17 protein-coding genes and 1 tRNA gene are annotated in these 12525 nt (G+C 52.2%); 15 read left to right on the top strand and 3 right to left on the bottom strand.

Annotated elements, in window-relative coordinates; translation table 11 throughout:
- The first annotated feature begins 88 nt into the window (after positions 1 to 88).
- The 3 genes from ACN0VD_RS04580 to ACN0VD_RS04570 are packed head-to-tail and all read left to right on the top strand — an operon-like array spanning position 89 to position 2107.
- Positions 89 to 478, top strand: a complete 390-nt coding sequence (locus tag ACN0VD_RS04580; protein WP_417592091.1) for a hypothetical protein — start codon at positions 89 to 91, stop codon at positions 476 to 478.
- Positions 472 to 1452 carry a bifunctional diaminohydroxyphosphoribosylaminopyrimidine deaminase/5-amino-6-(5-phosphoribosylamino)uracil reductase RibD gene (ribD, locus tag ACN0VD_RS04575; protein ID WP_417592089.1) on the top strand — a complete coding sequence of 327 codons (981 nt, stop codon included), beginning with the start codon at positions 472 to 474 and terminating at the stop codon, positions 1450 to 1452. Before ACN0VD_RS04580 ends, ribD begins: the two co-directional genes overlap by 7 nt.
- Before the next feature lie 46 nt (positions 1453 to 1498).
- Positions 1499 to 2107 carry a riboflavin synthase gene (locus tag ACN0VD_RS04570; protein WP_417592087.1) on the top strand — a complete coding sequence of 203 codons (609 nt, stop codon included), beginning with the start codon at positions 1499 to 1501 and terminating at the stop codon, positions 2105 to 2107.
- A 38-nt stretch (positions 2108 to 2145) separates the two neighbouring features.
- Here the strand turns inward: ACN0VD_RS04570 and ACN0VD_RS04565 are convergent, their stop codons facing one another.
- Positions 2146 to 2922: a DUF1134 domain-containing protein gene (locus ACN0VD_RS04565; protein WP_417592085.1), complete on the bottom strand. Its 777-nt coding sequence runs from the start codon at positions 2920 to 2922 to the stop codon at positions 2146 to 2148.
- 220 nt (positions 2923 to 3142) lie between these two features.
- Between ACN0VD_RS04565 and ACN0VD_RS04560 the strand changes: the two genes are divergently transcribed.
- The 10 genes from ACN0VD_RS04560 (at position 3143) to ACN0VD_RS04515 (ending at position 8096) form a co-directional block, all read left to right on the top strand.
- A tRNA-Ser gene (locus ACN0VD_RS04560) sits at positions 3143 to 3234 on the top strand.
- A gap of 141 nt (positions 3235 to 3375) precedes the next feature.
- Positions 3376 to 4557 (top strand): tyrosine-type recombinase/integrase, encoded by a 1182-nt coding sequence (locus ACN0VD_RS04555; RefSeq protein WP_417592083.1) that lies wholly within the window; start codon positions 3376 to 3378, stop codon positions 4555 to 4557.
- A complete protein-coding gene (locus tag ACN0VD_RS04550; RefSeq protein WP_417592081.1) occupies positions 4554 to 5324 on the top strand; it encodes a hypothetical protein in 771 nt (256 codons plus the stop codon). Before ACN0VD_RS04555 ends, ACN0VD_RS04550 begins: the two co-directional genes overlap by 4 nt.
- A gap of 106 nt (positions 5325 to 5430) precedes the next feature.
- Entirely contained in the window at positions 5431 to 5616 is a 186-nt protein-coding gene (locus tag ACN0VD_RS04545; RefSeq protein ID WP_417592079.1) for a helix-turn-helix domain-containing protein, read from the top strand.
- Positions 5613 to 5846: a hypothetical protein gene (locus tag ACN0VD_RS04540; protein WP_417592077.1), complete on the top strand. Its 234-nt coding sequence runs from the start codon at positions 5613 to 5615 to the stop codon at positions 5844 to 5846. The genes ACN0VD_RS04545 and ACN0VD_RS04540 overlap by 4 nt, the downstream gene beginning before the upstream one ends.
- Positions 5843 to 6136, top strand: coding sequence for a winged helix domain-containing protein (locus ACN0VD_RS04535; protein ID WP_417592075.1), 294 nt, complete (start codon positions 5843 to 5845; stop codon positions 6134 to 6136). Before ACN0VD_RS04540 ends, ACN0VD_RS04535 begins: the two co-directional genes overlap by 4 nt.
- 48 nt (positions 6137 to 6184) lie before the next feature.
- Positions 6185 to 6766 (top strand): hypothetical protein, encoded by a 582-nt coding sequence (locus tag ACN0VD_RS04530; RefSeq protein WP_417592073.1) that lies wholly within the window; start codon positions 6185 to 6187, stop codon positions 6764 to 6766.
- 4 nt (positions 6767 to 6770) lie between these two features.
- Positions 6771 to 7409: a hypothetical protein gene (locus ACN0VD_RS04525; RefSeq protein WP_417592071.1), complete on the top strand. Its 639-nt coding sequence runs from the start codon at positions 6771 to 6773 to the stop codon at positions 7407 to 7409.
- The gene (locus ACN0VD_RS04520) at positions 7333 to 7518 is read left to right on the top strand and encodes an HGGxSTG domain-containing protein (RefSeq protein WP_417592069.1); all 186 of its coding nucleotides are present in this window, start codon (positions 7333 to 7335) and stop codon (positions 7516 to 7518) included. The genes ACN0VD_RS04525 and ACN0VD_RS04520 overlap by 77 nt, the downstream gene beginning before the upstream one ends.
- A gap of 80 nt (positions 7519 to 7598) precedes the next feature.
- Positions 7599 to 8096 (top strand): hypothetical protein, encoded by a 498-nt coding sequence (locus ACN0VD_RS04515; RefSeq protein WP_417592067.1) that lies wholly within the window; start codon positions 7599 to 7601, stop codon positions 8094 to 8096.
- Positions 8097 to 8259: 163 nt separating this feature from the next.
- Here ACN0VD_RS04515 and ACN0VD_RS04510 read toward each other — a convergent pair whose 3' ends face one another.
- A complete protein-coding gene (locus ACN0VD_RS04510; protein ID WP_417592065.1) occupies positions 8260 to 8598 on the bottom strand; it encodes a hypothetical protein in 339 nt (112 codons plus the stop codon).
- Between the two features lie 386 nt (positions 8599 to 8984).
- On the opposite strand from ACN0VD_RS04510, the gene ACN0VD_RS04505 reads away from it, so the two are divergent.
- Entirely contained in the window at positions 8985 to 9296 is a 312-nt protein-coding gene (locus ACN0VD_RS04505; protein WP_417592063.1) for a hypothetical protein, read from the top strand.
- A 343-nt stretch (positions 9297 to 9639) separates the two neighbouring features.
- Here ACN0VD_RS04505 and ACN0VD_RS04500 read toward each other — a convergent pair whose 3' ends face one another.
- The gene (locus ACN0VD_RS04500; protein WP_417592061.1) at positions 9640 to 10608 is read right to left on the bottom strand and encodes a hypothetical protein; all 969 of its coding nucleotides are present in this window, start codon (positions 10606 to 10608) and stop codon (positions 9640 to 9642) included.
- A 364-nt stretch (positions 10609 to 10972) separates the two neighbouring features.
- On the opposite strand from ACN0VD_RS04500, the gene ACN0VD_RS04495 reads away from it, so the two are divergent.
- On the top strand, positions 10973 to 12460 hold the full coding sequence (locus ACN0VD_RS04495) for an O-antigen ligase family protein (RefSeq protein ID WP_417592059.1): 1488 nt from the start codon (positions 10973 to 10975) through the stop codon (positions 12458 to 12460).
- Positions 12461 to 12525: the final 65 nt, after the last annotated feature.

Genomic DNA, 12525 nt, shown 5'->3' with positions numbered 1-12525 from the left:
TTTTCCCGCGTCAAATTTGCGGGAAGGGCTGGTCATACGGGTGCGTCCGCACTATTTGAAGCAAATGGGCTTGTTAAAAGATGCATCCGTGACCGGCGGGTTTGGCGACCTGATTGCCTTTGTGCGTCAGAATGAACCGGGCGAGCGATTGCTTCCGGCACTGATGGCGATTGCCTGCACGACGTTCATTCTGTTCCTTTTCTGGCTCGATCCCAAGGTAAATACGTACACTTATATACCCCAGGAGGTCATTTATGTCGAAAACTGGACGACCGACCGGACGGATGAGGAAATCCTGCAGGACCGCTGGCAAGTTCAGTGTCTGAAAGACAAGCTTGAAGAGAAGCGACGGGAAGCGGTGAAATCACTGGGGCGGATGTCCGGCATGGATGTCGACGAAATCGAACGGGAAGCCGTCGCGGAACGGCGGGCTCGCGGCGAGGTGGAGGTGGAACGCCCCGCCGGCCTGGAATGCTAGATCGTATCGGCGATGCACAGTTCATGGCAGCGGCACTGGCTTTATCGGAGCGAGGTCGTGGCAGGACCGGTGCGAATCCCAACGTCGGCTGCATCATTGTCAAACGGGGCATAATCATAGGTCGCGGCTGGACCCAGCCAGGGGGGAGGCCGCATGCCGAGGAAATGGCGCTCGCCCAGGCTGGCGCATCGGCCAAAGGCGCCGACATTTATGTGACCATGGAGCCCTGTGCCCATGAAAGCAGCCGTGGTCCGACCTGCAGTAATGCAATCATTGACGCCAAACCCAAAAGAGTGATTGTCGCGACGCTCGACGCGGATGAACGGACCCGGCGCAGAGGCATCGACCGGCTGGGCGACGCAGGCATTCCTGTTTCGGTCGGTATCCGCGAGCATCAGGCGCGCCGTGCGATGGCCGGCTTTCTGTGCCGCGTCGAAAAAGCGCGCCCCTTTGTCACGCTCAAGCTTGCGATGTCGCTCGATGGCTGTATTGCGATGGCAGATGGCACAAGCCAGTGGATCACCGGTGACCGGGCGCGGGCGCATGCCCATCTCGAACGTGCGCGCAGCGATGCCATATTGGTCGGAGCAGGCACGGCGCGGGCGGACCGGCCAGGGCTTGATGTCCGGATCGACGGACTGACGGACCGTTCACCCCAGCCGGTTGTGCTCGGCAATGATCCCGGAATGCCGGCGCATTGGCTGCAAATTGCCGAGCCGGCGGCGATAGCGGATCTCGCCGATATCAACTGGCTGCTGGTTGAAGGCGGCGCTAAAACCGCCACATCTTTCTTGCAGGCGGATCTGGTCGACCGGCTTCTGCTCTATCGCGCACCGATCATTATCGGCGGCGGCCTGCCCGGCATCGCCGATATCGGGCTGGAAAGACTGGGCGATGCGCACGACCAGTGGCGGCGTATCGAGCAGCGCGATCTCGGGCAGGATATGCTTGAGATATATGATCGCGCCGCCTAGGTTTCGTTCCGTTCACGGCAAATAGGCTCAGCAAATAGGATCGCCCATGTTTACAGGCATTGTTTCAGATATCGGCGCGATTTCGTCGCTCGACCAGCGTGGCGACCTGCGCGCACACATTCAGTGCAGCTATGACATGGACGGTGTCGACATGGGCGCGTCGATTGCCTGTTCGGGCGTCTGCCTTACGGTGGTCGACAAGGGCCCGGACTGGTTTGCGGTCGACATATCCAGCGAGACCCTCGCGTGCACTGCGCAAGGACAGTTTACCGTCGGACGCCGGCTCAATCTTGAGCGTGCCCTGAAGGTCGGCGATGAACTGGGCGGCCATATTGTAACCGGCCATATTGATGGCGTCGGCGAGGTGGTTTCAAGCAAGCCTGCCGGTGATTCTCGCGAGATTCTGATCCGGGTTTCGAAGGATCTGGCGCCATTCATTGCCGCCAAGGGATCGATCACGGTCGATGGCGTCTCGCTGACCGTGAATGCGGTTACCGATGACGAAACGGGCGCTTTGTTCACCCTCAATATTATCCCGCACACCGCGCAGGTGACCACGCTCGGGGAGCTGGAACCGGAGCGGCCGGTCAATCTCGAGATTGATATATTGGCACGTTATCTGGCGAGGATGGAAATGGTCCGGTCGACAGCCTGACCCGAAGACCGTCGACCGGTAGCGGGTGAATCAGCTGGTCAGAAGGGCAGCCATTTCTGCTTCTTGCTGAATTTCATATAGCCGACATTGGCGCCGAGGCGCAGACCGGCACCGAGCCGTACAGGGATCAGGACCTTGTCGCCGCTGCGCAAATAGCTGACATGGAAGCCGCCGATAAAATAGGCAGCGCCTTCGCCAGCCGGGAAGCGCTGGAATAATTCTTCGGTATCATAGAGATTATAGACCAGTACGAAGGTATTCGCCGCGTTGCCTCCGACATCGAAACCGATCGACGGCCCGGTCCAGTAAACCGGACGCTCGCCCTCAATCTTGTGGTAAAGCTTGCCCGAGCCATAGCGCAATCCGACGATGAAGGCGCCGCTGGCTTCGCGGCCTGCGATATAGGCGTTGGGGCGGCCCTGTTTCTTGAGGATATCCTCGATCACTTCGGCGAGACCTTTTGCGCCTTTGCCGAAGACCCCTTCCGCCGCTCCGATCAGGTCATCGTCCTGATATGTGGCGCTGTCGTCGACCGTATTGGCAACTGCCCCGTCCGCCGCCGGGGCCTCTGTTCCATAGGGCGGCACAATATCGGCGTCGACGGTGCTGTCCATCGGCGCGTCCTCGACCATCGTCGGGCGCGAGGTATCGGATTCGAAATTGCCGTCATAGTCGGGCGCTGCCAGATCGGCGTCGATCATGTCATTGGGATCGACCGTCTCCACCTGGGCAAATGCAGGCGACATTGTTGGTGTCATGGCCATGGCCAAAACAGCAAATAGTCCCAAAGATTTCTTCACGCACAACGGTAACATGGGTAAACTCCTTCCCATTACCAGCCGCCGAAAGCTCTCGACCGTTGGACCTGACCACGCAATGAACGGACGACGAAATGAGTCGATTATGCGGCGGTTTGAGTCTCAACGCCAAAATTGACCCCATTCCGACTTTTTGGAGGATGTTTTTATAAGGCCCACTTTACCCGTTGCAGCCAGCGCGATGGATGGTTATAGCGCGCCTTCTAGCCAACTGCTTGGACACGTGGGTGAGCGGCTGAAACCACCTCCCTGCTAAGGAGGCAAGGGCCTCACGGTCCTTCGAGGGTTCGAATCCCTCCGTGTCCGCCATTTCCCTATATCTCCCAATTCCTGAAAATCCCGAACCATAAGGTTTCACTAAGGGTTTTCTGGGCTTCCGTGTAACTCACTGTCGCTTGCTATTCCCTGTTAACCCGATTACGATGTGGGAAATAGTGTGGGGAAAGCGAAATGGGCAGTCTGACAGCAACGGCGGTAAAGGCAGCAAAAGCGGCTGGGCGTTATGGCGATGGCGATGGACTCTATCTGGTCGTTGGCAAATCTGGTTCCCGTTCCTGGATGGTGCGGGTGCAGAAAGACGGGCGTCGGCGCGATATTGGATTGGGCAGCGCCAAGAAAGTCTCGCTTGCCGTTGCGCGCGACCGTGCAGCAATAGCGCGAAGCCAGATTGAACTGGGCGTCGACCCGATAGCCGAACGGCGCAAGGCGGCTGGCATTCCAACATTCCGCGAGGCGGCGGCGCTGGTCTATGCCGAACAACGCAAAGCGTGGAAAAACAAGAAACACAATGCCCAGTGGATTTCATCGCTGGAGGCTTATGCTTTCCCTGCCATCGGAGACAGGGCGGTCAACCAGATCGATGGCCCAGCCGTGCGGGACATATTGGCGGCTATCTGGCTGACCAAGCATGAAACCGCAACGCGGGTGCGGCAGCGTATCAATACGATTGTCGATTGGGCGGTGGCCAAGGGCTACCGCGACGCGCCTTTGTCGATGGCCATCATCAACAAGTCGCTTCCCAAAGTGCCAAAGGGACAGAAGAGGCATTTTGCTGCCATGCCTTATTCTGACGTCCCCGAATTTACGAGGGCATTACAGGAAAAGAACAGCATTGGTGCGCTGGCCTTACGACTGGCAATCTTGACGGCTGCGCGGTCTGGAGAGGTCCGGCTGGCGACATGGGATGAAATCGACTTTGAAGCGGCAACATGGACCATTCCAGCCGAACGGATGAAAGCAGGACGGGAACATGTCATTCCGCTTTCAAAGGCCGCGCTGGCCGTAATTGAGGCCGCAAAGGGTCATCGCATAGCGGGCAGCGATTTCGTCTTTCAAGGGACCAAGAAAGGCAAACCACTCTCCGATATGACTCTGACCAAAATATTGCGGGACCAAGCCTTGCCGTTCACCGTTCACGGATTCCGCTCCAGTTTTCGCGATTGGGTGGGAGAGGAAACCAGCTTTGCTGGTGACGTTGCCGAAATGGCCTTGGCGCATACCATAAAAGACAAAACGGAGGCGGCTTACAGGAGGGGGAGTATGTTCGATAAGAGACGGATATTAATGGATAATTGGGCGGATTATTGTCGCGGCACCGCTACTGGAACCCTGAAATTGGTCAGAGATCAATGAGCCAATCAGACCAAGAGCAAGGCGATTGGATTTATCGACTGCACGAAACCGGACCTTGGATTTCGGCTATAACAGACGAAAAAGTTGCCACCGCGCTGGAAGGTTTCCCCATTAACCCAATCAAAACGATTGCTTGGATCGGGACTTACGTCCGCTGGGCAATGTATCACGGCATACGCCTTGGTGGGCAAATCGCGGAACGCAAAAGCAATCTGGATATGGCCAAAGAACTGGACGGTTTTGCGGCTCAAGCCCGACAGCTATATGAGAACATCTATTCTATCTCGGCCGACTCCGAGAATGCGCTATATCACTTTGCTTGGCAAACATCTGACCTTGATGGTTATACCACTCCAGAGGGCTATACTGTTGGAGAGCCAATCAGTTTCAAAGACTTCACCGCTGCGAAGGCTCAATTACACTGGTTGGCAATTTTCACCCAGAATGCTGCGGATCAAATGCGAAAACAGAAACAACCTACGCGTTGGAAGCAGTCTGCAAAAATGCAAGAGAGAGTCTATCTTGGAGTGGCCCTTGCCGCTGTTTTCGAAGGGGCTTTTGGTTGCAAGGTCGCTCACGCCGGGTATGGATATGGCTCTAATGACGAACCTGAGCAATTTGGGCACTGGCCTGACTTTTTCGTTCGAATGTTAAATGCCGCCAGTTACAGAGGCGCTTCAACGAATCTTGATAAGGTCATGCGAGATTCTATTCGGCTTCATCTAAAACGGCCTGCCCTATTGCCGCCAGAAATTGACCCTCAATAGGGCTTTTCGAATCACCACTTGAATATGCTCTACGATGCTCACCGGTATTGCTCGGTGCGCCATTGGATAACCTTGGCGCTTTCAAAACGCCCGAAAGGAAAGCCCAATGGCAGACTTGATGACAATAAACGACTTCATGAAGCGTTACTCAATTTCGCGCTCACAGACCTATCGTCTCGCAGCATCGAAACAACTGACCATCGTTAAAATGGGGACGGCCAGCCGTATCCGGCGCGAAGATGCGGAAGCATGGGCGGCAAGCCTCCCAGAATATAAAGGGGAGGCGGCATGATGACGATACAGACCGACAAATCGCTCGCCCCAAAAGAAAAAGCCAACGTCCCGGCGGTCACCGGGACGAAGGCCAACAAGAAGGCTCTCTCAAGCAATCTCGAAAAACCGATTAGCACAATCTCTACGCACAAAAAACAAATATTGTGCCGATTGGGTGAACGCTATTTAGTTCGATATGAACTCGCCTCTGTCATTCTCGACAACAGCGGGATCGGGGGTGACCTATGAGCGGCGTGTTCAAGGTGACCGCGCTTGGACCGCTGGGTCAGTTTACGGTGCGAGGGCAGACCGCCAAGGCGTTGCTGCGGTTATCGGATGCAGGGCGGAAGGGTGTGACAGCTCAGGAAGTATCATCCTGGGCCTATCGGTTCTCTGCATATTGCTTTGATCTTCGGCACAAGCATGGATTGACGATTGTAACCCACAAAGAGCCGCATGAGGGCGGCTGGCACGGCAGACATGAACTGACGACGCCAGTAACCATCCTCGACGTTAAACAGCCTAAGAAGGCAGCCTAGCGGCTTATACGGGGCGGGGCGGCTGGCAACGGTCGTCCCGACAATCTTATGCGACATAAAAAGACCAAATTGAATGCCAAGGGCCGGTCGGTAAATGAGCAATTCGTCAAACTGCCGTTCTGGATGCTGGCTTGTCCGGCCTATCGTTCACTCAAGCCGGGACCGCGTGCGTTGCTCGTCGAGTTTCATGGCCGCTTCAATGGCAGGAACAATGGCAGGATCATCTTCAGCCAACGGGATATGGCTGAGGCCATCAAAGTTAGCGACCGACAAACTATCGCTAAATATGTGCGAGAGTTGGAAGCGACTGGCTTCATTCAGGCGATGCAGCGGGGCGGTTTTAACCGAAAGTCCCCAACAGAAAGCCGTGCGACGGAATGGGCGCTCACGATGTATCCGATTGGCGACAAGCCAGCCGAAAAAACATTCATGAGATGGCAGCCCGAAAAAAACGACGGGACGGAAAAACCAACAGGCAGGGACGGAAAATCCAGCCGTGACGGTAAAAGGGCTGTCCCCCCTTGTTCCGACAGGCAGGAAAATCCAGCCGTGAATGGTCACAATTGGTCCAGTTCGAGGGCGGAAAATCCGTCCACATATACATCTATAGCCATAGGCACAGGAGTTTAGCGAAATGAGTAAAGCGTCAGAAAGCGACAAGGCAGGTCATTTGAACATCAAACGGGAAGGCGGTAAATCGGACAGCCGTATTTTGACTGAAGCAGCGATGCGACCGATGATCCGCAATGGCTATATCGTTGGTTCAATGGGCGGGAAGCATTTTAACGGCAAGCAACCGGATTTTACCGAAACCGTCGAGATCATGGCGGAGGCGTGTGCAAATGTCCGGGCGAATAGCCTAGATGACCAGAAAGATATTCTGACTTCTCAGGCGATGGCGCTCGATTCCATATTTACTCTTTTGGTGGCGAGATCGGAGGCAAATGTCGAAAAGCATCTTGATGCTTCAGAACGGTTCATGCGGATGGCGCTCAAGGCGCAATCGCAATGCCGAACGACTATCGAGACTTTGGATAAAATGGTGCGGGATGGCACGCAAACCGTAAAACATGTTCATGTCGATAACCGTGGCGGCCAAGCAGTTATTGCCGATACCGTCCAGACAGGGGGGCATAATGAAAAAACCGACAAACAATCCCATGCAAAGTGCGACGAAGGCTCCCCGATGCTTGGCCATGACCCGCAAGGGAACGGAGTGCCAATCGCCAGCAGTAAAGGGCAAGAAGCGGTGCAGGATGCACGGCGGGACTAATCCGGGGGCTCCTAAAGGTAATCGGAACGCTTGGAAGCATGGAGCTTATTCGGCAGATACTTTGGTTGCGGTGAAATTGACGAAAGCGATGGCGCGATTTGTGAATTAGGGCGGACTTGCCTCTCTAGGATGAAGGGAGCAAGACTAGCGTAAAGCGACGGGGCCGTCTCAAAATTCGGGGGTAAAAAGATGACGATTGTTCATATTCTAGACCAATCAAAAGGAAAGGTTGGTTTCTATAGTTTTGTAGTAGATTGCCTGATTATTGCCACCATCACCTATTTCGTGAGTCAACCAGATGAAAGGGTAAGTACATTCATCTGGATATCCGCTTTTTGGTTTGGCGCGATAATAGTTTGCGGAATTCGACGGATGATAATTCGCAAATATATATCAGAACATTTTACACGCCCCGCGATAAAATCTTTGTTGGCAGAACAATTCGGGGGCTTGGGGTCAATGGCAACAGATTTTGAGCCTTATTCCGATTTTCCTGATTCTTGGCTTGAATCGTATTCATGGGACGAAGATAATCCTGCAGACAAGAGAATTGAAGCGGCTAGAATTGCGGGAGCGCTAGAGTTAGCAGATAGTACATACGAGCCATTTTCACATATTGTCGGTGAAGAGGCGCATGGAGCGGTCAGAGAGACAAACAAGAGATTTTTGACGACACAGTTTTTGTGACATGAACGCAGAATCTGCATATTCCGCATGCTCGAGAAAAATGCGGTGTTGCCATGTCTCGCACGCTATCGGCTATTCGGCGGAAGCGAACGGCCCCAAACTATGTCTGAAAGCTTTCGCGGATATTGTCCGAGATGGCCACAAACAATAAATCCACCTCGCATTAACGCTTCGCGTCGCGCGCGATCCACCTTCTTTTTTCCCTTCGCATGCGTTCCACCAGCAATAAACTAGCAAAAGTCAGCCACACTATTACGCCGGAAACGCCTGCTGACAAGCCATCCAGATCAAACAAGTGGTCAAGAAAATAGATTACCAAGGTCGTAAGCAGAGAAACGGCAAACAACCCGAGCATCGTCTCTAGGCTATCGATGCGATCTTGAAGATCTTCAAGTTCCAGGTCGTAATACCTGTCTACATTGTCGACTTCACTCTCCAGCCTATTAATCCGATTACTCAACCCCAGCCAAGCGGCCTCGGCCTCTTCTTTCCCAATAGTCAATTCTTGCCTCCTCTCGCTGCTGCGCTAATCCTACTTCATCAGACGTTGGCTCCGCAATGCTTCCACCGCATCCATGCTACCATCAAAAGACAGAGGAGGCGGGTCAAAAGATCAAGCACTTGATTCCGAACAGCGTAGCCAGCGCAATGCTCCCGCATTCACAGCTATGGCTTCGGGGGGCGTTGCAATCTCTGGGGCCACTAAACCGGACACCGGCTCCAATCAACGGTGATAGCGTTAATACAGTTTCTCGCCCGCGCGCGAGGGAATTGAGCGAACATGGCGCGCGATGCTGTGGATTCTCGTAAGTAAAGGATGGTATTTGATTGCTCGGAACTTCCATTATCGGCATATCTATCGCCAATAGAAGTCGCAGGGGAGCTGAGATGGACTATTCTAGACGCATGAAGGGGCTGGGCTTAATATTAATGCCTTGGCTTTGGGTGCCCGCCCTTGCACTTATTGGGTCATGCGATTCCAATTCTTCGTTAGTTGCAGAAGCTGGGCGAGCAGAAATCGATGGCAGGGTAATCTCGAACGAATTGATGGCAGAGATGTACCCGCGATCTTTTCGCCCTGGTTCGCCAAAATATCTAGAACGTGATTTTGAGGCGGGCGCAGACTTTATTTGTGATGAGATTAAAATTGAATTCCAGCGCGATATTTGCTCCGAGCCAGAAGTTAATTGGAGGCCGTAACGTCCAGTTTAATGGCTATCCGATATGCCGACCGCATCTTCGCTCCGAAGCAGTGACAAGCTGTAAACGTGGGCAATAATGTGGGGAAAATAATATAGTCATAGATTATATATAAGATTATCAACAATATAGAAGATATATTATACGGACTCCGTGTCCGCCACTGGCTTGTTCATTTCATCGCTGAAAATCCCGAATCTTAGGTTGTCTCCCGGGGTTTCAGTGCGTTCACGTAACTTACTCTCGCTCGCTATTTCGAGCTTTTCCACAAAGACCTGCTGGCTTTCCGTCTCCGTGATTAGAACGTGAAATAGCGTACTTACGGCAGCCAATATTGTGCTGACTAGAGTGTGCTACACGACCAAAATGGTGAATTAGAGGAAAATAGGCTGGCAAGCGTTCCCAACATCAGAAGCAGTGTTCCAGCAGCCATAAAGCGCGGTACAAACTTATCAGAGAATTTGAATTTTTGTATATCCGCGTTCCTTATTTCATTGCTCAAGCTTCCTACCGAAGTCGCAAGCTTCTTAACGACATCAACTACTTCATTTAAGCTGGTAGCGGCCTCTTTCGCAGAACTCTCACTGCTGTTCAGAGACCCGAGTGTCATTTGTAATTGTTGCTCAAGCGCACTAGTTTGTTCTGCTAAATGGTTTTCGATACAGCGACGGGCCTCTGCACTTGCTTGATGTATCTGTTCCCCCATTTGATTTCGGTCAGTCCGGTGTGATGAGAGGTTACCGTTGTAATTTTCGACAAAGTTGCTTATTTTATCCGATATTGTTTTTTCCATGATTTGAAGAAAATCAGCGACACTACCCGATTTTGTTCCTGAATTTAAAAGGTCATTGATTTTTGAACTAACTAATTCGAAATTTTTTCGATTTTCAACTACATTTAAATCGCCATGTTGATTCAACAACTCTCGATGTTTTTCAATGTCACCTGCCAATGCCTTGATTTGAATATCAAAGCGGTCTTCCTCTGACTTGTGCATTTTGGGACTATTTCGAGCCTCCACCCGTTTTAAATGGTACTCGAACATCCACCAGAGATATAATCCGTAAACCAGCAATAGCATGGAGAGAAATCCCGGAGGCAGGCTGAAATTACTCACCATTGCGAAACGAAAGCATTTACTATCCTGATTCATCAAGGTCGCTGATCCAACTAAAAGCGTCAAAGTCGCATGCCAGAGTAAGACTCTTTTTGACTTGTCAAATTCACTGTTTAGTTTGAGCAATAAATTCGGTTCGGTCGTTTCAGGCAGTTCCGGACTGCTTTTAGGCCATAGCCAACTGAAAAACGTCATTTCCGCCGCCCCTACCGAATAGACATCATCTTCAATATAGGGATAAAGCAAATCCGGACAACGAAAACAATTATAAGAGCAATGTCCGTTATGGCAATTTCGCCAGCGGACAAATCTATCGTGGTCGGGACGAGCGAAGACAATATATGTTATATGTTCATTCCCGCTCGACAGGCATCAAGATAGATAATCCTGCCGCGCCTATGGGATCAGGCGCTCAGATCGTTGCCGAAACGCACGGCAATTCTATGGAATATACAGGAAATCAGTGGGTTGGAACGGTTCCGGCGTAATGAGATATTGCAAAAAAAGACCGACCTCGTTTTACGGATAGCCATCATCGGTTTGTTCGATTAGAGCTCAATTGAATCGAGCCCGTTATTGTAAACAGAGCGCAAAAATTGAAGATATGACCTCTACCAAGAAAAAACTGAGGAAAATCACACACAATCTTTCGACGCCAGCAACGGGCTTCTATGCGTTTGTTGCTTTCTTCGTGCTCGTGTTTTTCATGGGTGGTGGAGCGAGGGACGACATCCAGTCGTTACTTGTGCTACGGCCACTTGCGGTTATTTTTTGTGCTTATGCACTCACCGTAAAGGCTCCTGAGCAATGGAAGGGGCGGGCGTTCCCGCTTTATATTGCGGGTGCTCTGCTGGCCCTAATGGTCATCCAGTTGATACCGCTGCCCCCTTCTGTCTGGACGGCATTACCGGAACGGCAGATATTCGCTGAAATTGCGAATCTCGCCGGTATCGAGCAGCCGTGGCGGCCCTTAACCCTGTCGCCTTCAAAAACCTTGAACAGCTTGTTCTCGCTTGCAGTGCCGATTGCCGCGATGATGCTATATCTGAATCTTGATCGGGAGTATCGCAGGCGCGCGGTACCGGTCATCATTGTTCTTTGTGCGGTGAGTGCGTTGTGGGGAATTTTTCAAATCGTCGGGCCGCCTCGCGGACCATTTTATCTTTACCGCATAAGCAATAACGGAATGGCCATAGGTCTTTTTGCAAATCGCAACCATCAAGCGATCATGCTTGCTTGTGCAATCGCGATGCTGGGTTGGTACGCAGCTTCGCGTACGCAGGGCGGGAAATCAGTCGACCGGAAATATTATGCCAGCATTATCGCGATATTGATATTTGTACCTCTGATTTTCATTATTGGATCAAGAGCAGGTTTGCTGCTTATGTTTCCGGCAATCGCTCTGGCTCTGTCTTTTATTGGTTTTGAACATTTTCGTTCGGCAACCAAAAGGCGCGCGGGGCGCGGTGCGAAACAGAAATCCATGACATTTTCCACGCGGAATGTGCTTTTCATTGCCAGTGTCATCGCAATTATCGGCATAGCGGCGTCATCAGTTCTGCTCTCCCGTTCATTGGCTCTTGATCGGCTATTGGGAGCAGACCGGTTATTGGAGCTGCGGTTTCAGACGCTGCCTACCCTGATACATATGGTTGAGATCTACTTTCCCTGGGGTGGCGGATTTGGTTCTTTCGAGCATTTGTACAAAATCTACGAACCCCAGAACCTTCTTAGTACGAGATATTTAAACCAGGCTCACAATGATTGGCTTCAATTTCTAATAGAGGGCGGTCTACCTGCAATGGGAATAGCTGCGGCAGCATTCGTCTGGATTGTCACTCGGGTTGCCGTTTTATTCAAGAATCGGCTTGCTTCGGCAACTGCGGCGAAGCAAGGGCTGATGTGTCTCATAGTTATGGGTCTCTTGTTACTAGCCAGTTTGGGGGACTATCCGTTGCGCGTTCCTTCGATCGCGGCGACTTTTGCGGTCCTCGCCTGCATTTTGAACGATAATGTACGATCCCTTCAGCGGCACCGCCGTGAATAGCCGCTGGAGCTATGGGGATAATGCGGAATTTTCCGTTCGGGATGATTGACAGGTTTACGTGCTAT

Source organism: Parasphingorhabdus sp. (assembly GCF_048267785.1).
Taxonomy (GTDB): domain Bacteria; phylum Pseudomonadota; class Alphaproteobacteria; order Sphingomonadales; family Sphingomonadaceae; genus Parasphingorhabdus.
Note: the sequence above shows the minus strand (reverse complement) of the source record. Positions and strands in the feature narration are given on the sequence as shown.

What these genes read in the sequence shown, in the direction of transcription:
- ribD (WP_417592089.1), top strand. Translation starts at nt 472, where the DNA reads ATGCTAGATCGTATCGGCGATGCACAGTTCATGGCAGCGGCACTGGCT.
- ACN0VD_RS04570 (WP_417592087.1), top strand. Translation starts at nt 1,499, where the DNA reads ATGTTTACAGGCATTGTTTCAGATATCGGCGCGATTTCGTCGCTCGAC.
- ACN0VD_RS04565 (WP_417592085.1), bottom strand. Translation starts at nt 2,922, where the DNA reads ATGTTACCGTTGTGCGTGAAGAAATCTTTGGGACTATTTGCTGTTTTG.
- ACN0VD_RS04555 (WP_417592083.1), top strand. Translation starts at nt 3,376, where the DNA reads ATGGGCAGTCTGACAGCAACGGCGGTAAAGGCAGCAAAAGCGGCTGGG.
- ACN0VD_RS04550 (WP_417592081.1), top strand. Translation starts at nt 4,554, where the DNA reads ATGAGCCAATCAGACCAAGAGCAAGGCGATTGGATTTATCGACTGCAC.
- ACN0VD_RS04545 (WP_417592079.1), top strand. Translation starts at nt 5,431, where the DNA reads ATGGCAGACTTGATGACAATAAACGACTTCATGAAGCGTTACTCAATT.
- ACN0VD_RS04540 (WP_417592077.1), top strand. Translation starts at nt 5,613, where the DNA reads ATGATGACGATACAGACCGACAAATCGCTCGCCCCAAAAGAAAAAGCC.
- ACN0VD_RS04535 (WP_417592075.1), top strand. Translation starts at nt 5,843, where the DNA reads ATGAGCGGCGTGTTCAAGGTGACCGCGCTTGGACCGCTGGGTCAGTTT.
- ACN0VD_RS04530 (WP_417592073.1), top strand. Translation starts at nt 6,185, where the DNA reads ATGCGACATAAAAAGACCAAATTGAATGCCAAGGGCCGGTCGGTAAAT.
- ACN0VD_RS04525 (WP_417592071.1), top strand. Translation starts at nt 6,771, where the DNA reads ATGAGTAAAGCGTCAGAAAGCGACAAGGCAGGTCATTTGAACATCAAA.
- ACN0VD_RS04520 (WP_417592069.1), top strand. Translation starts at nt 7,333, where the DNA reads ATGACCCGCAAGGGAACGGAGTGCCAATCGCCAGCAGTAAAGGGCAAG.
- ACN0VD_RS04515 (WP_417592067.1), top strand. Translation starts at nt 7,599, where the DNA reads ATGACGATTGTTCATATTCTAGACCAATCAAAAGGAAAGGTTGGTTTC.
- ACN0VD_RS04505 (WP_417592063.1), top strand. Translation starts at nt 8,985, where the DNA reads ATGGACTATTCTAGACGCATGAAGGGGCTGGGCTTAATATTAATGCCT.
- ACN0VD_RS04500 (WP_417592061.1), bottom strand. Translation starts at nt 10,608, where the DNA reads ATGACGTTTTTCAGTTGGCTATGGCCTAAAAGCAGTCCGGAACTGCCT.